Origin of the sequence: Massilia sp. Root351 (assembly GCF_001425045.1) — a bacterium.
Taxonomy (GTDB): domain Bacteria; phylum Pseudomonadota; class Gammaproteobacteria; order Burkholderiales; family Burkholderiaceae_D; genus Rugamonas.
Genome location: NZ_LMDJ01000035.1, coordinates 22,987 through 40,255, shown reverse-complemented (window position 1 = coordinate 40,255; position 17,269 = coordinate 22,987). Strand labels below are relative to the sequence as shown.

Genomic DNA, 17,269 nt, shown 5'->3' with positions numbered 1-17,269 from the left:
AAGTCACAAAGCAAAAAAAACGGACCTGTTGCCAGGTCCGTTCGTTGCTATGCACGGGCTTGCTTGCGCATTAGAAGTTGTGGTGGATACCGACCGAGTAGTGGTTCACCGAGCTGTCGTTCAGCGTGGTGACGGCGGCCGGCACCGGCATCTTGCGGTTCGACAGGTCGAAGTAGATATAGGTGCGGGTCGAGATGTTGTACTCGTAGCCGATCGAGGCCTGCTTGGTCTTCAGGATGCGGTCCGGCGACTTCTGGCCATAGCCCAGCAGCAGCTTGCCCGGGCCCATGGTGTAGTTGGCGCCCACCAGCCAGGCGTCGGTTTCGTGGTTGGCCGCGCCGGCCACGATGGTGTGGTCCATGTCCTGCTTCTGGTACGAGGCCATCAGCTTCAGGGCCGGCATCGGCTTGTACGATGCGCCCACCGACCACAGCTTGGTTTCGATCGCGTTGCGCTCATACGCGGCGTAGGCGGCGAACTGGTTCAGCGTGTAGGTGGCGCTGGCGCCGAAGGGGTTGGCCGAGGCCATCGAGTTGACGGTGTACTGCGGCGCCAGCGCGGTGCCGCGGCCGATGATGGCGGTGGTGTTGCCCAGCGATTCCTTGGCGGCCACCGCCACGTTCAGCTGGAAGCCGTTCATCACCGGGGTGTTGTACCAGACCGCATTGGAGAAGCGGTTGCCGGACGAGCCCGGCGGCGCCAGCGGATCGCTGGTGTAGCCGGCCACTTGCAGGTTGGTCTGGTAGCCGGCCACCGCAGGCACGCCGCTCCATGGTTCGAAAGCGGTCGACGTTTCCTGGAACGGGGTCAGGCCGCGGCCCAGGCGCACGGTACCGAAGTCGCCTTGCAGGCCGACCCGGCTCTGGCCCTGGAACAGCGGACGGCTGTTGGTGCCGGCGGTGTTCTCGATGGTGCCGGTGTCCGGCTCGTAGCGGATCTCCAGGTGGAACAGCGCCTTCAGGCCGTTGCCGAGGTCTTCCACGCCGCGGAAACCGAGTTTGTTGTTGTCGCGTTTGCCGATCTGGGCGGTGGTGCCGGTGGTTTTTGAAACGCCGGCATCCAGCGTGCCGTAAATAGTGACGGATGATTGCGCATGGGCTCCAGCGAAGGCGCCCATGAGTGCCAGGGCCACTAATGATTTTTTCATTTGTTCTTCCTTTTAGTTAACTATTAGTTCATCGATCAAAGAGCGAAATCGCGAAGTGCACTCGACACTCATCTGGTCTAAACCTTAATTGCTGGCTGCGCCTACCGTGAAGGATTGGTCGATTATGAGGGTTAGTATTGGTCGAAAGCCAAAAAAATGTGGTTTCTTGTTGTATTTTTGAAACGCTTGAATAGCTGTCCATTGCATGCGCTTCGGCAAGATTTCCTTTCGTTTAGTTAATGGCATGGGGTTCAGCGTACACGCGCAACCGCCCCGCAATAGTTGAGCAATATCAAATACTTAGCAATTGGCTGTAAATCCGATTGGTATGAAAACTACACTTGACCTTACTGTGATTGTTGGAATGTGGCAAGATCAACCAAATAGCAAGCCACCCGGTCTATGGCCGGCGCGGCAAAGACGCTGCGTTTTCTTGAATGAATCATATTAATAGTGGAACGATGGCAAATCGTGAAGAACTAGTAATGATCCGAGGGGCGCGCGCGGGAGACGCCCAGTGCCAGCTGGCATTGGGGAAACTGTATCTGTTCGGCGGCGCCAGCCTGCCGCAAAGCCCGCCCACCGCCCTGCATTGGCTGCACCGCGCCGCCATCCAGGGGCGCGACGAAGCGTGGCGGCTGATCGGCAGCCATGTCGGCTACGAATACGCACAGCACAGCCGCGAAGCGGTATTGCCCTGGTATGAACGCGCCTGGGAGGCCGGCGTGGTGCCGGCCGGCCTGGTGCTGGCGCAGCTGGTGCTGAGCGCGCCGCCCGGGGAGTCCGATGCGGCCGGCGCGCTCGGTGCGCTGGGCGCGCTTGGCGTGGCGGCGGCCAGCGCCCACGGCGCGCTGCGCGCCAAGGCCATGCAGGCACTCGACGCGGCGGTGCGGGCCGGGTTGCCGGAGGCGCTGCGCTTGCTGGCTCAGCAGCAGCCGGCGCAGGCGGCCAGGGCGCCGGCCCAGGCCGGCCCCGGCGCACCAGCCCGCCCCCAGCCGTCAGCCCAGCCGCCAGCCCCGGTCCCGGCGGCGGCGCCCATCCCCGTCAACAGCCTGGCCTATGTGGCGCTGGACGAAGCCTGGGGCAAGCTGTCGCGCGCCGCCTTCCTGGAGCAGGCGCTGCCGCTGGTGCGCCAATTGCTGCGCGCGGCGCCGCCGGATGCCGAGGCCGCGCGCAACGCCGGCTGGCAGGCCGCGCCGCAGCAGGTGCAGCTGCTGGCGCGCTGCGCCCAGGCGCTGGGCCAGCTGGACGCCTACGCCGACGCCGACGCCGGCCTGGAGCCGGACGGCACCGAGCTGCACTGCCGCGAGCTGGCCGCGCACGGCGGCGACCGTACCGCCCAGCTGGCGCTGGGCCTGTGGTTCGCGCGCATGAACCGGGAAGGCGAGCGGCTGCGCGAGGGCATTCCGGCCGTCAATTTCAAGCGCGCCATCCGCTGGCTGACCCAGGCCGGCGAGCAGGGCCTGGCCGACGCGTGGTTCGCGCTGTCGCGCATCTATATCAAACCGGAATTTTCGCAGCGCAGCGTGAGCGAAGCGCAAGCCTGCCTGGAGCGCGCGGCCGACATGGGCCACAGCGCGGCGCAGCTCGAATGCGGCATCCACGCCTGGCGCACCCGGCGCGGCGGCGAGGAAAACGACGTGCGCGCCGCGTACTGGCTGCAAAAGGCAGCCGCCCAGGGCAGCGGGGAAGCGCAGGCGGCGCTGCGCCGCATCGCGCCGCTGACCGACGGTGGCGGCTGGGCCGCCAGCCTGCCGGGCGTCAGCCGGGAATTGCTGAACAGCCAGCCCTTGCTGGCGGCGCGCGTGGAACTGGCGGGATGGTTCGGCCTGAGCCGGGCCGAGGCGCTGCTGCTGGATGTGAAGGCGGCCGACCGCGGCCATTGCCTGGTGGTCGATATCCGCGCCAGCTACGGGCGCGGCAAGCGCCGCCTGGTGCTGGTGCGCAATGCCCAGCAGCGCCACGCGCTGGACCGCATCGGCCGCCTGTTCGACAACGTCGACGCCGGCCTGGACGGCCCGGAAGGCAATTACCGCCAGCGCCTGTACCGCTTGAAGACCTGGCTGCCGGAGGCGGAGGCGGCGGGCCAGGGCGGCGCGGCGGCCGGGCTGGCGCCCGGTTTCTAGGCGCCCGCGGCGGGATCCTGGATCTCGATCTCGCCTTCGAACACGGTCACGGCCGGGCCGGTCAGATAGACCGGCTGGCCTTCGCCGGCCCAGGCGATCGACAGCTGCCCGCCGCGCGCCTCCACCGTCACCGGCGAATCGAGCAGGCCGCGCCGGATGCCGGCCACCACCGCCGCGCAGGTGCCGGTGCCGCAGGCCAGCGTTTCGCCCACGCCGCGCTCGAACACGCGCAGCCGCACGTGCTGGCGGGTCAGCAGCTGCATGAAGCCGGCGTTGACCCGGCGCGGGAAGCGCGGATGGTGCTCGATCAGCGGCCCGGTCAGCTCCACCGGCGCGCTGTCCACGTCGGCCACCAGCTGCACCGCGTGCGGATTGCCCATCGACACCACCGATACCAGCACGGTTTCTTTTTCGCCGCCCAGTTCCAGGGTCAGCGGCCACAGCGTGTCGCGGCCCTCGGCCACGCCGTCCAGGCCGTCCGCGTCGAACGGCACGCGGGCCGGCTCCAGCACCGGCGCGCCCATGTCCACCGTCACGCTGCCGTTCTCTTCCAGGCGCGGCGCGATGATGCCGGCCATGGTTTCCACTGAAATGCTGCGCTTGTCGGTCAGCCCTTTTTGCGACACGAACTTGGCGAAGGCGCGCGCGCCGTTGCCGCACTGCTCGACCTCGCCGCCGTCGCTGTTGAAGATGCGGTAGCGGAAGTCGCAGCCCGGCTGGGTCGGCTTCTCCACCACCAGCATCTGGTCCGCGCCCACGCCGAAGCGCCGGTCGCCCAGCTGTTTCCATTGCGCGGGCGTGAAGTCGATCGGCTGGCTGATGGCGTCGATGACCACGAAGTCGTTGCCGGCGCCGTGCATCTTGGTGAATTTGAGTTTCATGGGGTGCTCTAGTAAGTGCTCTGTGTCGTTGGCTTAGCGGGCCTTGCCGTAAAAGGAGGGCTCGCCGTTGGGACGCGTCTTGAAGCGCTTATGCGTCCAGAAATATTCGGCCGGGGCCTCGCGCACGCGTTCCTCGATGAAGGCGTTCATGCGGCGCGTCGCTTCCACCATGTCCGGACCCGGGTAATTGTCCCACGGCGCGTAGAATTTTACCTGCCAGCCCTGATAATCGGGCAGGAAGGTGCTGATCACCGGCATGACCTGGGCCCCGGTGGCCGCCGCGATGCGCGCGGTGGCCGACAGGGTGGCCGCCTGCACGCCGAAGAAAGGCACGAACTCGGCGTCCTTTTCGCCGAAATCCATGTCCGGCAGCATGAAGTAGGGCAGCTTTTCCTTCAGCGCGCGCAGGATGGGCTTGATGCCGTCCAGGCGCGTGAACAGGCGCACCGGCTTGAAGCGGGCGCGGCCGTCGCGCAGCACCTTGTCGAACACGGCGTTCTTCTGCTGCACGTACATGGACGAGGCCGACGCCTGCATGGCGATCGCCGCGCCGGCCACGTCCAGGCACACGAAGTGCGGGCACAGCAGGATGGTGGGCTGGCCCGTCATGGCCGCCACCGGGATGCCGGCCGACTCCGGGTGGGCGCCGTCGAACGACACCACCCTGATCAGGCGCTGCAGGCGCGCCTCGGAAGCCCACCACAGGATGGAGCGCTCGAACACGCTGCGCGAATAGGCCTGGAAATGGCGCCGCGCCAGCGCGGTGCGCTCGGCCTCGGACAGTTCGGGCAGGCACAGGCGCAGATTGGTCAGCGTGATGTCGCGCCGCGGCTTCATGACGATGAACAGCAGCGAGCCGACCGCCTTGCCGAAGCGGCCCAGCACCGGCAGCGGCAGCCAGTGCAGCAGCCACATGAATCCCAGCAGCACTTTCATGGCGCCTCCGGGGTGGCGGCCGCGCCGGCCGCGGCGCCGGCCGGCACCTTGTAGCGGTTGTAGCTCCAGTAATATTGCGCCGGCGCGCGCGCGATCAGCTGCTCCATGGCGGCGTTGATGGCGCGCGCCTGCTCGGCGCTGGAGCCGTCCAGCGTGCCCTCGAACGGCACGAAGCGGATCACATAGCCGCGGCCGAACGGCAGCCGCTCGGCGTAGGTGACGATCACCACCGCGTCGCCCAGCTGCGCCAGCTTGGCCGGCAGGGTCATGGTGTAGGCGCTGCGGCCGAAGAAGTCGGCGAACACGCCTTCGCCTTCCTGCGGCACCTGGTCGGGCAGCAGGCCGATCGGCATGCCCTTCTTGAGCGTCTTGGCCAGCATGCGCACGCCGGACATATTGGCCGGCGCCAGCAGCAGGTTCTTGCGCGCGCGGGCGCCCTCGATCAGCGGTTTCAGCGCCGCCTTTTTCGGTGGCCGGTACATCACCATCAGTTCGGTGCGCAGCGCAATTTCCTGGGCGACAATTTCAAAACAGCCAAGGTGTGGCGTCAGGAACACAATCCCGCGCCCGGCGTCCAGCGTGCGTTGCACCAGCTCCCAATTCTCGGTGCTGGCGTGGCGCGACACGCGCTCCGGAGGCGCGCACCAGATAAACGGCAATTCCAGTATGCTCTTGCCAGACTCGGCAATCGCGGCGCCCAGATGGCGCTCGACGCCGGCCTGGCGCATATTGTCGCGCATGCGGCGCCGGTGCGATGGCGACAGCAGATACACCAGCCAGCCGAGCGCGGCGCCCAGGGCGTGCAAGACTGGCAAGGGAAAGACGGAAAGGAAGCGGAATATGGTGACAAGCATGGAGGATTCGAGCGGGGCAAAAAATTTTGCCTTGCCAAAAGTTTTTAAAAGAAGCGTAAAATACCACGTATGCAGTATCCGCTGAGTTAACAGACAACTTGCGAAGCGGAATATAAATATCGCTAAAGCGTCGCAAGCCATATTGGTTGTTGCGACATGTTTACAAAACCAGTATCAGGAGCTTGCGATGTCTTCCAACGACTACCTCTTCACCTCGGAATCCGTATCTGAAGGCCACCCGGACAAGGTTGCCGACCAGATTTCGGACGCCATTCTCGACGCCATCCTGGCGCAAGACCCGAAAGCGCGCGTAGCCGCTGAAACCCTGTGCAACACCGGCCTGGTGGTGCTGGCAGGCGAGATTACCACGCATGCCAACGTTGATTATATTCAAGTAGCGCGCGAAACCATCAAGCGCATCGGCTACGACAACACCGACTACGGCATCGACTACAAGGGTTGCGCCGTCATGGTGTGCTACGACAAGCAGTCGCCGGACATCGCCCAGGGCGTGGACGAAGGCGCCGGCCTGGACCTGGACCAGGGCGCCGGCGACCAGGGCCTGATGTTCGGCTACGCCTGCGACGAAACCCCGGAACTGATGCCGGCCGCGATCTACTACGCGCACCGCCTGGTCGAGCGCCAGTCGCAGCTGCGCAAGGACGGCCGCCTGCCATGGCTGCGTCCGGATGCCAAGTCGCAAGTGACGCTGCGCTACGTCGACGGCCGCCCGGTGTCGGTCGACACCGTGGTGCTGTCGACCCAGCACGCGCCGGAAGTGAGCCACAAGCAAATCGAAGAAGCGGTGATCGAAGAGATCATCAAGCCGGTGCTGCCGTCCGGCTGGCTGAAGGACACCAAATTCCTGGTCAACCCGACCGGCCGCTTCGTCATCGGCGGCCCGCAGGGCGACTGCGGCCTGACCGGCCGCAAGATCATCGTCGACACCTACGGCGGCGCAGCCCCGCACGGCGGCGGCGCGTTCTCCGGCAAGGACCCCTCCAAGGTTGACCGTTCGGCCGCCTACGCCGCGCGCTACGTGGCCAAGAACATCGTCGCGGCCGGCCTGGCGCGCCAGTGCCAGGTGCAGGTGTCGTACGCGATCGGCATCGCCCGTCCGATCAACATCACCGTCTACACCGAAGGCACCGGCGTGATTTCGGACGACGCCATCGCCAAGCTGGTGCTGGAGCACTTCGACCTGCGCCCGAAAGGCATCGTGCAGATGCTGGACCTGCTGCGTCCGATCTACCAGAAGACCGCCGCCTACGGCCACTTCGGCCGCGAAGAGCCGGAATTCAGCTGGGAGCGCACCGACAAGGTGGCTGCCCTGCGCGCCGCCGCCGGCCTGAGCTAAAAAAAAGCCGGGTCAGACCCATCGGGTCTGACCCCGCTAGTCCTGTTTCTGCTAGAATCTCCCTTCCGAGGAGCGCTGCGACCCGCCGTACGGCTGGCCAGGCTCGGAATCAACACCGCGCTCACGTTACTTTTTTCAACCATTGAAAGGAGGGCGTGATGAACGCCGTACTCAAATCCGCACAAGACTACATCATCGCTGACATCGGCCTGGCCGCATGGGGCGAAAAAGAAATCAAGATCGCTGAAACCGAAATGCCCGGCCTGATGGCCATCCGCGAGGAATTCGCGGCCGCCCAGCCGCTGAAGGGCGCGCGCATCACCGGTTCGCTGCACATGACCATCCAGACCGCCGTGCTGATCCGCACGCTGGAAGCGCTGGGCGCGCAAGTGCGCTGGGCCTCGTGCAACATCTACTCGACCCAGGACCACGCCGCCGCCGCCATCGCCGCCGCCGGCACCCCGGTGTTCGCCGTCAAGGGCGAGTCGCTGGACGAATACTGGGACTACACGCACCGCATCTTCGAGTGGCCGGGCGAAGGCGTGTACTCGAACATGATCCTGGACGACGGCGGCGACGCCACCCTGCTGCTGCACCTGGGCACCCGCGCCGAAACCGACATCTCGGTGCTGGCCAACCCCGGTTCGGAAGAAGAGATCTGCCTGTTCAACTCGATCAAGGCCCACCTGGCGAAAGACGCCACCTGGTACTCCAAGCGCCTGCCGGCCATCCTCGGCGTGACCGAAGAGACCACCACCGGCGTGCACCGCCTGTACCAGATGCACAAGGAAGGCAAGCTGGCTTTCCCTGCCATCAACGTGAACGATTCGGTCACCAAGTCCAAGTTCGACAACCTGTACGGCTGCCGCGAATCGCTGGTGGACGGCATCAAGCGCGCCACCGACGTCATGATCGCCGGCAAGATCGCCGTCATCGCCGGCTACGGCGACGTGGGCAAGGGCTCGGCGCAAGCCATGCGCGCGCTGTCGGCGCAAGTGTGGGTCACCGAGATCGATCCGATCTGCGCGCTGCAGGCCGCGATGGAAGGCTACCGCGTGGTGACCATGGACTACGCCGCCGAACACGGCGACATCTTCGTCACCTGCACCGGCAACTACCACATCCTGACCGAGCAGCACATGCTGGCCATGAAGGACCAGGCCATCGTCTGCAACATCGGCCACTTCGACAACGAGATCGACGTCGCCGCGCTGAAGAAGTACACCTGGGAAAACATCAAGCCGCAGGTGGACCACGTGATCTTCCCGAGCGGCAAGCGCATCATCCTGCTGGCCGAAGGCCGCCTGGTGAACCTGGGCTGCGGCACGGGCCACCCGTCGTACGTGATGTCGTCCTCCTTCGCCAACCAGACCATCGCCCAGATCGAACTGTTCGCCAACACCAAGGCCTACCCGGTCGGCGTGTACGTGCTGCCGAAGCACCTGGACGAGAAGGTCGCCCGCCTGCAGCTGCGCAAGCTGAACGCGCAGCTGACCGAGCTGACCGAAGAGCAGGCCGCCTACATCAACGTGAAAAAAGAAGGCCCTTACAAGCCTGAACACTACCGCTACTAATCAGTGAACCGGGCCGGCTCGCAGCCGGCCCTTTGTTTATCCGCTGCGAGGCTTATCTATGCGTTTGGTCCTTACCTGGTTAATCAATGCCGCGGCGCTGTTCGCCGTGCCCTACCTGATGCATTCCGTCGATGTCACGAGCATAGGCGCAGCCCTGGTCGCAGCCTTAGTGCTGGGCCTGGTCAACACACTGATACGGCCCGTCCTGGTGCTGCTCACGCTGCCGGTGACGCTGCTGTCGCTGGGCCTGTTCATCCTGGTCATCAACGGCTTCATGTTCTGGCTGGTGGCGCAATGGATCGACGGCTTCCATGTCGACAGCTTCTGGTCCGCCATGGGCGGCGCCATTTTGTACAGTGTGATTTCCTGGGCTTTGTCCACCTTACTTCTGAAGAATGCCGATGGAAACCCCTAATTTCAGTATCGAATTCTTTCCGCCCAAGACGGCGGAAGGAGCGGAAAAGCTGCGCGCGGTGCGCGCCCAGCTGTCCGAGCTGCACCCCAAGTATTTCTCCGTCACGTTCGGCGCCGGCGGCACCACGCAGACCGGCACCCTGGACACGGTGCGCGAGATCCTGGCCGCCGGCGAGGACGCGGCGCCGCACCTGTCCTGCGTGGGCGGCACGCGCGAGTCGATCCGCGCCATCCTGAACGAATACAAGTCGCACGGCATCAAGCGCATCGTGGCGCTGCGCGGCGACTTGCCGAGCGGCTACGGCGCCTCCGGCGAGTTCCGCTACGCCAACGAGCTGGTCGAGTTCATCCGCGCCGAAACGGGCGACTGGTTCCACATCGAAGTGGCGGCCTATCCGGAAGTGCACCCGCAGGCCAAGTCGCCGCAGGACGACCTGCTGGCCTTCGAGCGCAAGGTGAAGGCGGGCGCCAACGCCGCCATCACGCAGTATTTCTACAACGCCGACGCCTATTTCCAGTTCGTGGAGCAGGCCCAAAAGCTGGGTATCGCGGTGCCCATCGTGGCCGGCATCATGCCGATCACCAACTACACGCAGCTGATGCGCTTTTCCGACATGTGCGGCGCCGAGATTCCGCGCTGGGTGCGCCTGAAGCTGGCCAGCTTCGGCGACGACAGCGCCGCCATCAAGGCCTTCGGCCTGGACGTGGTGGGCAGCCTGTGCGAGCGCCTGCTGGCGGGCGGCGCGCCCGGCCTGCACTTCTACAGCATGAACCAGGCCGCCGCCACCACGGCGCTCTGGCAGCGCCTGGTCTAAGCGTCCAGTTCGGTCAGCACGGCATCGAGCGCGATGTCGTGGCTATCATCGGGGAAGTCGGCGAGCAGGCAGGAATACGCAATGCCGACGGTGGCCGGGCGCGGCGCGCGCGCCAGGGTCCGGTCATAAAAGCCGCCGCCGTAGCCCAGCCGGTAGCCGTGCCGGTTGTAGCCCAGGCACGGCACCAGCAGCGCCGGCGGGTACGCCTCCATGCGCAAGTCGGCCGGCACCGCCACCCCCATCGCATCCTTCACCATCGCCTCGCCGATCTGCCAGTGCGCAAATTCGAGCGCCGCATCCCTGCGCACCACCACCGGCAGCAGCAGCCGCACGCCGCGCCGCGCCAGCTCGGCGTAGGCCGGGTGCAGGTCCGGCTCGTCGCGCAGCGGCCAATACACGCCCAGCGCTGGCGCCTTGTTTTTCTGTTGCCACGCCAGCACCTGCCGGCATAGCGCACGGTCCCACTGCGCGCGGGTGTCCGCGTCCACTGCGCGGCGCGCCGCCAGCATGTGTTTGCGCAGCGCCGATTTCGGCTGGCCGCCCTCTGGCTGAGCTAGGGGCTGGAGGGCGTTGCGTGGTATTCTAGGGTCGCTGCTCATGTCGTGAGTCTGTCTTGAATTTTTGTGAGAGTCGTACATTGATTTCCAGGTCGAAATGGATTGCCGGCGCCGCGCTTGCTGCCGCCGCACTATGCGCCTTTGCCAGCGTGGCTCGTGCCCAGGACGCCGGCGCGGATACCCGCAAAGAGGATGACGCCTTCCTGCTGCTGCGCGAAGCGGTACGCAAGGATGAGACGCAGAAGGCCGACTTCTACGCCGCCCGCCTGCCCAACTATTCGATTCCTTCCTATGTCGATTATTATCGGCTGAAATCGCGCTGGCGTGACGCCACCACCTACGAGATCCGCGAATTCCTCAAGCGCTACGAAGGCAGCGCCATCGCCGACCGGCTGCGCAACGACTGGCTGCTGGAGCTGGGGCGCAAGAAGGACTGGCCCAACTTCGACGACCAGCTGCCGCTGTTCGTGCTCAACGACGACACCCAGGTCAAGTGCTACGGACTGCAGTCCCGCGCCCTGAAGGGCCTGAAGGTGGCCGACGAGGCGCGCGCCCTGCTGACCGCGCCCAACGGTTACGGCGAGGCCTGCGCCGGCCTGATCGCGACCCTGTACCAGGCCGGCCAGTTCGGCGCCGACGATGTGTGGGCGCAGGTGCGCCTGGCGGGCGAATTCAACGCCACCGGCCAGGCGCGCCGCGCCATCCTGCTGCTGGGCGGCGTGGACAAGAAGATCACCCAGGCGGTGGACCTGCCGCTGGTGGCCATCGCCAAGGGCCCGGGCAGCGGCCGGGTGGAACATGAAACCTTCCTGGTGGCCGTCGGCCGCGCCGCCAAGACCAGCATGAAGCTGGCCGTGCTGGCGCTGGAAAAAGCCGCGCCGCAGCTGAGCGCGCAGGAGCAGGCCATCGGCTGGGCCGCCATCGCGCTGCAGTCGTCCTATTCGCTGTCGCCGGACACCAGCGCCTACTGGCGCAAGTCGGAGGGCGCGCCGCTGTCGATCGACCAGCACCAGTGGAAGACCCGCATCGCGCTGCGCGACGGCGACTGGCCGCAGGTCAAGAAGAACATCGCCGCCATGCCCGAGGCGCTGCGCACCGATCCGGCCTGGATCTACTGGCGCGCCCGCGCCCTGATGGCCGAGTCGGGCGCGCTGCATCCGACGCCGGAAGCGGCCCAGCTGCTGCGCGGCATCGCCGACCAGGCCAACTTCTACGGCCTGCTGGCGCAGGAGGAACTGGGCCACCTGATCAGCATCCCGCCGCCGGGCGCGCCGCTGGCGCCGGCCGAAGTGGCCGCCATCGGCGAGCGCCCCGGCTTCCAGCGCGCGCTCAAATTCTTCGGCATGCGGCTGCGCTTCGAAGGCACGCGCGAATGGAACTGGGAGCTGCGCAGCCTGGACGAGCGCGGCCACCTGGCCGCCGCCGAATTGGCGCGCCAGCACCATATCCTGGACCGCATGGTCAATACGTCCGACCGCACCCGGGTGCAGGTCGACTACACCCAGCGCTTCCCGTCGCCGCACGACGACATCATGCATCCGGCCACGCAGACGCTGGGCCTGGACAAGGCCTGGGTGTACGGCATCATCCGCCAGGAATCGCGCTTCATCATGGACGCGCAATCGCACGCCGGCGCCTCCGGCCTGATGCAGGTGATGCCGTCCACCGCGCGCTGGGTGGCCAAGAAGATCGGCGTGACCGACTTCGTGCAGGACGCCATCACCGACGTCAAGACCAATATCATGCTGGGCACCAACTACATGAACATGGTGCTGGGCAGCATGGACGGTTCGCAGGTGCTGGCCACCGCCGCCTACAACGCCGGGCCGGGGCGCCTGCGCTCGTGGCGCTCGACGCTGGGCAAGCCGATGGAAAGCGCGGTGTTCATTGAGTCGATTCCGTTCTTCGAAACGCGCGTCTACGTGAAAAACGTGATGTCGAACGCCACCTATTACGCCGCCCTGTTCGAGGGCCGCCCGCAGTCGCTGAAGGCGCGCCTGGGCACGGTCGGGCCGAAAGGCTATACGGAACAGGAACGCAGCGAAGCCACTTACGGCGGCCGCTGACACTATTTCAACACCGGGAACACCTATGCAAACCACCGTACTCGATCCTACGCTGTCGCAAACCCTGGCCGCCGCGCGCGCGCCCGGCCTGACCCTTGTTATCGGCAACAAGAATTATTCCTCGTGGTCGATGCGGCCCTGGGTGGCCATGACCGCCTTCAACATCCCGTTCCAGGAAGTGCGCGTGCTGCTGGACCAGAACGACACCGCCAGCAAGATCGCCGAATTCTCGGCCTGCGGCCGGGTGCCGGTGCTGCTGGCCGGCGAAATGACGATCTGGGACAGCCTGGCCATCTGCGAGTACCTGGCCGAGCAGTTCCCCGAAAAACACATGTGGCCGCAGGATGTGGCCGCGCGCGCGATGGCGCGTTCGGTCTGCGCCGAAATGCATTCCGGTTTCTCCAGCCTGCGCAACTCGATGTCGATGAACATCAAGGGCAGCTATCCCGGCAAGGGCCGCACGCCCGGCACCCAGGCCGATATCGGCCGCATCAGCGAAATCTGGGAAGAGTGCCTGAGCCGCTTCGGCCACCACGAATTCCTGTTCGGCGAGTTCTCCATCGCCGACGCCTACTACGCGCCGGTGGTGATGCGCTTCAAGACCTACGGCGTGGTGCTGCCGCCCGCGCTGAACGCCTACTGCGAACGCGTGCGCGCCCATCCGGCGGTGGCGCGCTGGATCAGCGAGGCGCAGGCCGAAACCGAAACCTGCCCGCTGCACGACGCGGAAATGCCGGACTGAGGATGCCGAAGGATATGGCAATGAGGATCTACGTCGTCGGCGGCGCGGTGCGCGATGAGCTGCTCGGCCTGCCGGTGCAGGATCACGACCACGTGGTGGTCGGCGCCACGCCGGAAGACATGCTGGCGCAGGGCTACCGCCCGGTCGGCAAGGACTTCCCGGTGTTCCTGCACCCGAAGACGCAGGAGGAATACGCGCTGGCCCGCACCGAGCGCAAGACCGCGCCCGGCTACAAGGGCTTCGTGTTCCACACCTCGTCCGAGGTGACGCTGGAGCAGGACCTGGTGCGGCGCGATCTGACCATCAACGCCATCGCCAGGGCCGAAGACGGCACATTGACCGATCCGTTCAACGGCCGGCGCGACATCGAACAACGCATTTTCCGCCACGTCTCGGCAGCCTTCGCCGAAGACCCGGTGCGCATCCTGCGCGTGGCGCGCTTTGCCGCGCGTTATCCGGATTTCCGCGTGGCGCCCGAAACCAATGCGCTGATGCGCAACATGGTGGAGCAGGGCGAAGTGGACGCGCTGGTGCCCGAGCGCGTGTGGCAGGAAGTGTCGCGCGGGCTGATGGAGCAGAAGCCGTCGCGCATGCTGCAGGTGCTGCGTGACTGCGGCGCGCTGGCGCGCATCGTGCCGGAGCTGGACGCGCTGTGGGGCGTGCCGCAGCCCGAAGCACACCACCCTGAAATCGACACCGGCATCCACATGCAGCTGGTGGTGGACTACGCCGCCGCGCGCGGCCACGAGCTGCCGGTGCGCTTCGCCAGCCTGATGCACGACCTGGGCAAGGGCGTCACCCCGCCGGAAAAATGGCCCGCGCACCACGGCCACGAGGGCGACGGCGCCAAGCTGGTGGAGCAGGTGTGCAAGCGCCTGAAAGTGCCCAGCGAGTGCCGCGACCTGGCGGTGATGACCGCGCGCGAGCACGGCAACGTGGGCCGGGCGCTGCAGCTGCGCCCGAACACCATCGTCAAGCTGCTGGAGCGCTGCGACGCCTTCCGCAAGCCGGCCCGCTTCACGCAGATGCTGCTGGCCACCGAATGCGATTCCTGCGGCCGCGAAGGCAACGGCGTGAGCTTCCGCGACAAGCCTTTCCCGCAGCTGGCACACCTGGAAAAGTCGCTGGCCGCCGCGCGCGGCGTGAATGCTGGCGAGATCGCCCAGCGCTGCACCGAACACCCGCAGCGCATACCGGAAATGGTGCACCGCGCCCGCGTCGGCGCCGTGCGCGCCGCCCTGGGCGTGGCCACCGCGGAGGACGACGATGACTAGGCTGAACATGTTCCGCAATCCGCTGCGGCGCTGGCTCAAGGGCAGCAAGTACCGCCCGACCGTCATGGTCAAGGAGCTGGCCGAGCGCGACCGGCGGCGCATGCTGAAGCATTTCCTGGCCCTGGAAAAAGCCGACCGCCTGCTGCGCTTCGGTTCCTACCTGGGCGACGAGCAGGTCGCCAAGTACGTGCAGGGCATCGATTTTTCGCGCGACATGGTGTTCGGGGTCTACAACCGCGTCTTCAAGCTGGTGGCGGTCGGCCACCTGGCATTCGCGCCCAAGGAGGCCAAGAACTCGGCCACCGAGAAGGAACGGGTGGCGGAGTTCGGCGTGTCGGTGTCGAAGTCGGCGCGCGGGCTGGGCATCGGCTCCAAGCTGTTCGAGCGCGCCGCCATCCATTGCCGCAACAACGACGTCGACACCCTGTACATGCACTGCCTGTCGTCCAACCAGACCATGATGCATATCGCCAAAAAGGCCGGCATGCAGATCCACCGCGACTACGGCGAGGCCGACGCCTACCTGAAGCTGGAGCTGGCCAACCCGGTCAGCATGCTGCAGGAGGCGGTGGAGGAGCAGGTGGCCACGCTGGACTACGCGATCAAGGCCAACACCCGCGCCGCCGTCAAATGGTTCGACAAGCTGCCGGGCCGCAAGAAGCAGGACCGCTAGGCCCCGCGGCCGGGACTCAAACCAGCGGCAGCGCGGTGGTGTCCTTCACCCGCTGCAGCGCGAAACTGGACTTCACGTCCAGCACCGCCGGGTGGCGCAGCAAGGTCGCCATCATGAAGCGCGAGAAGTGGTCCATGTCTTCCACGTGCACCCGCAGCAGGTAGTCCATTTCCCCCGTCATCGCATAGCAGGCCACCACTTCCGGCCACTGCTCCACCGCCACGGCGAAGTCGGCGCGCGGCGAGGTGCCGCTGGGGTTGACGCCGAGCGCGCGCGCGGTGCTGTGGTTGGCGGCCGCCGCGTCGCTGTGTTTCTCCAGGCGCACGTTCACATAGGCCAGCAGGCCCAGGCCGATCTTGTCCGGGTCCAGCAGCGCCACGTACTGGCGGATCACGCCTTCCTCTTCCAGGCGCTTGATGCGGCGCAGGCACGGCGACGGCGACAGGCTGACTTGTTCCGCCACGTCCTGGTTGGACAGGCGGCCGTCGCTTTGCAAGATAGCAAGAATCTTACGATCGGTTTTATCGAGCGCAATCTTGGTCATAAATCCCTCTTTTGGTCAGGTTACAAGCAATATTATTGCGCAAATCCAGCGTGTCCGGGAATTGTTCGCAATTTAATGCCGCCCGCCGAGGACTATACTGGGCGGAAAATAAGCATAGGAGACGCACATGAAATTCGAATCTTTGGACAACCCCATGGGTACCGACGGCTTTGAGTTTGTCGAGTACGCGGCGCCGGACCCCAAGGCCCTGGGCGCGCTGTTCGAGAGCATGGGTTTTACCGCCATCGCCCGCCATCGCCACAAGGACGTCACCCTGTACCGTCAGGGCGAGATCAACTTCATCATCAACGCCGAACAGGATTCGTTCGCGCAGCGCTTCGCGCGCCAGCACGGTCCGTCGGTGTGCGCCATCGCCATCCGGGTGGACGACGCCGCCTTCGCCTACCAGCGCGCGCTGGAACTGGGCGCCTGGGGCTTCGACAACAAGACCGGCCCGATGGAGCTGAACATTCCCGCCATCAAGGGCGTGGGCGACTCGCTGCTGTACTTCGTGGACCGCTGGCGCGGCAAGAACGCCGCCAGCGGCGTGCCGGCCGGCGCCATCGGCGACATCAGCATCTACGACGTGGACTTCGTGGCGATCCCCGGCGCGGTGGCCAACCCGGTAGGCAACGGCCTGACCTATATCGACCACCTGACCCACAATGTGCACCGCGGCCGCATGAAGGAATGGGCCTCGTTCTACGAGAACCTGTTCAACTTCCGCGAAATCCGCTACTTCGACATCGAAGGCAAGCTGACCGGCCTGAAGTCGAAAGCCATGACCTCGCCGTGCGGCAAGATCCGCATCCCGATCAATGAATCGTCGGACGACAAGTCGCAGATCGCCGAATACCTGGACGCCTACCACGGCGAGGGCATCCAGCACATCGCGCTGGGCACGGACAACATCTACCAGTCGATCCAGGCCATGCGCGACACCGGCATCGTGTTCCAGGACACCATCGAGACCTATTACGAGCTGGTCAACCGCCGCCTGCCGCACCACGGCGAGAACCTCGAAGAGCTGCGCCGCCTGCGCATCCTGATCGACGGCCACAGCGCCGAGAGCGAGCGCGAGCTGCTGCTGCAGATCTTCACCACCAACGTGATCGGACCGATCTTCTTCGAGATCATCCAGCGCAAGGGCGACCAGGGCTTCGGCGAAGGCAACTTCCGCGCGCTGTTCGAGTCCATCGAACTGGACCAGATCAAGCGCGGCGTATTGAAAGACGACAAGGCAGCGGTTTAATTTGGCGGGCGACGCGCGCTGCGCTAGCCCGCCCTGCGATATACCAGCGCGCAACCC

General features: G+C 65.8%; 16 protein-coding genes and 1 riboswitch. Of the genes, 10 read left to right on the top strand and 6 right to left on the bottom strand.

The window, feature by feature from the left end; translation table 11 throughout:
• Positions 1-70: 70 nt before the first annotated feature.
• The gene (locus ASD15_RS28520) at positions 71-1,147 is read right to left on the bottom strand and encodes a porin (RefSeq protein WP_057158408.1); all 1,077 of its coding nucleotides are present in this window, start codon (positions 1,145-1,147) and stop codon (positions 71-73) included.
• A gap of 485 nt (positions 1,148-1,632) precedes the next feature.
• Between ASD15_RS28520 and ASD15_RS28515 the strand changes: the two genes are divergently transcribed.
• On the top strand, positions 1,633-3,273 hold the full coding sequence (locus tag ASD15_RS28515; RefSeq protein ID WP_373888208.1) for a hypothetical protein: 1,641 nt from the start codon (positions 1,633-1,635) through the stop codon (positions 3,271-3,273).
• Here ASD15_RS28515 and dapF read toward each other — a convergent pair.
• From dapF to ASD15_RS28500, 3 genes are read right to left on the bottom strand one after another with little or no spacing between them, the layout of a single operon-like run.
• Positions 3,270-4,154, bottom strand: coding sequence for a diaminopimelate epimerase (gene dapF / locus ASD15_RS28510; protein ID WP_057158405.1), 885 nt, complete (start codon positions 4,152-4,154; stop codon positions 3,270-3,272). The genes ASD15_RS28515 and dapF overlap by 4 nt on opposite strands.
• A 33-nt stretch (positions 4,155-4,187) precedes the next feature.
• Complete coding sequence (locus tag ASD15_RS28505; protein ID WP_057158404.1) at positions 4,188-5,090, bottom strand: lipid A biosynthesis acyltransferase; 903 nt, start codon at positions 5,088-5,090, stop codon at positions 4,188-4,190.
• A complete protein-coding gene (locus ASD15_RS28500) occupies positions 5,087-5,944 on the bottom strand; it encodes a lysophospholipid acyltransferase family protein (protein WP_057158402.1) in 858 nt (285 codons plus the stop codon). The genes ASD15_RS28505 and ASD15_RS28500 overlap by 4 nt, the downstream gene beginning before the upstream one ends.
• Positions 5,945-6,131: 187 nt before the next feature.
• Between ASD15_RS28500 and metK the strand changes: the two genes are divergently transcribed.
• The 4 genes from metK (at position 6,132) to metF (ending at position 10,104) form a co-directional block, all read left to right on the top strand.
• A complete protein-coding gene (gene metK, locus ASD15_RS28495; protein ID WP_057158400.1) occupies positions 6,132-7,301 on the top strand; it encodes a methionine adenosyltransferase in 1,170 nt (389 codons plus the stop codon).
• 61 nt (positions 7,302-7,362) lie between these two features.
• Positions 7,363-7,431: riboswitch (S-adenosyl-L-homocysteine riboswitch) on the top strand.
• Between the two features lie 28 nt (positions 7,432-7,459).
• Positions 7,460-8,875, top strand: coding sequence for an adenosylhomocysteinase (gene ahcY / locus ASD15_RS28490; protein ID WP_057158399.1), 1,416 nt, complete (start codon positions 7,460-7,462; stop codon positions 8,873-8,875).
• Positions 8,876-8,933: 58 nt separating this feature from the next.
• Positions 8,934-9,290, top strand: a complete 357-nt coding sequence (locus ASD15_RS28485) for a phage holin family protein (RefSeq protein ID WP_057158398.1) — start codon at positions 8,934-8,936, stop codon at positions 9,288-9,290.
• Entirely contained in the window at positions 9,277-10,104 is an 828-nt protein-coding gene (gene metF, locus ASD15_RS28480; protein ID WP_057158397.1) for a methylenetetrahydrofolate reductase [NAD(P)H], read from the top strand. Before ASD15_RS28485 ends, metF begins: the two co-directional genes overlap by 14 nt.
• Here metF and ASD15_RS28475 read toward each other — a convergent pair.
• Positions 10,101-10,703: a 5-formyltetrahydrofolate cyclo-ligase gene (locus tag ASD15_RS28475; protein ID WP_082552215.1), complete on the bottom strand. Its 603-nt coding sequence runs from the start codon at positions 10,701-10,703 to the stop codon at positions 10,101-10,103. The genes metF and ASD15_RS28475 overlap by 4 nt on opposite strands.
• A 38-nt stretch (positions 10,704-10,741) precedes the next feature.
• On the opposite strand from ASD15_RS28475, the gene ASD15_RS28470 reads away from it, so the two are divergent.
• The 4 genes from ASD15_RS28470 to ASD15_RS28455 are packed head-to-tail and all read left to right on the top strand — an operon-like array spanning position 10,742 to position 15,416.
• Complete coding sequence (locus ASD15_RS28470; protein ID WP_057158395.1) at positions 10,742-12,727, top strand: lytic transglycosylase domain-containing protein; 1,986 nt, start codon at positions 10,742-10,744, stop codon at positions 12,725-12,727.
• Between the two features lie 25 nt (positions 12,728-12,752).
• The gene (locus ASD15_RS28465; RefSeq protein WP_057158394.1) at positions 12,753-13,469 is read left to right on the top strand and encodes a glutathione S-transferase family protein; all 717 of its coding nucleotides are present in this window, start codon (positions 12,753-12,755) and stop codon (positions 13,467-13,469) included.
• A 20-nt stretch (positions 13,470-13,489) separates the two neighbouring features.
• The gene (locus tag ASD15_RS28460) at positions 13,490-14,743 is read left to right on the top strand and encodes a multifunctional CCA addition/repair protein (protein ID WP_057158686.1); all 1,254 of its coding nucleotides are present in this window, start codon (positions 13,490-13,492) and stop codon (positions 14,741-14,743) included.
• Complete coding sequence (locus ASD15_RS28455) at positions 14,736-15,416, top strand: GNAT family N-acetyltransferase (protein WP_057158393.1); 681 nt, start codon at positions 14,736-14,738, stop codon at positions 15,414-15,416. Before ASD15_RS28460 ends, ASD15_RS28455 begins: the two co-directional genes overlap by 8 nt.
• A gap of 16 nt (positions 15,417-15,432) precedes the next feature.
• On the opposite strand, the gene ASD15_RS28450 is transcribed toward ASD15_RS28455, so the two are convergent.
• Positions 15,433-15,960 (bottom strand): Lrp/AsnC family transcriptional regulator, encoded by a 528-nt coding sequence (locus tag ASD15_RS28450; RefSeq protein WP_057158392.1) that lies wholly within the window; start codon positions 15,958-15,960, stop codon positions 15,433-15,435.
• Between the two features lie 127 nt (positions 15,961-16,087).
• Here ASD15_RS28450 and hppD point away from each other — a divergent pair, with 127 nt between their 5' ends.
• The gene (gene hppD / locus ASD15_RS28445) at positions 16,088-17,212 is read left to right on the top strand and encodes a 4-hydroxyphenylpyruvate dioxygenase (protein ID WP_057158391.1); all 1,125 of its coding nucleotides are present in this window, start codon (positions 16,088-16,090) and stop codon (positions 17,210-17,212) included.
• Positions 17,213-17,269 lie beyond the last annotated feature (57 nt).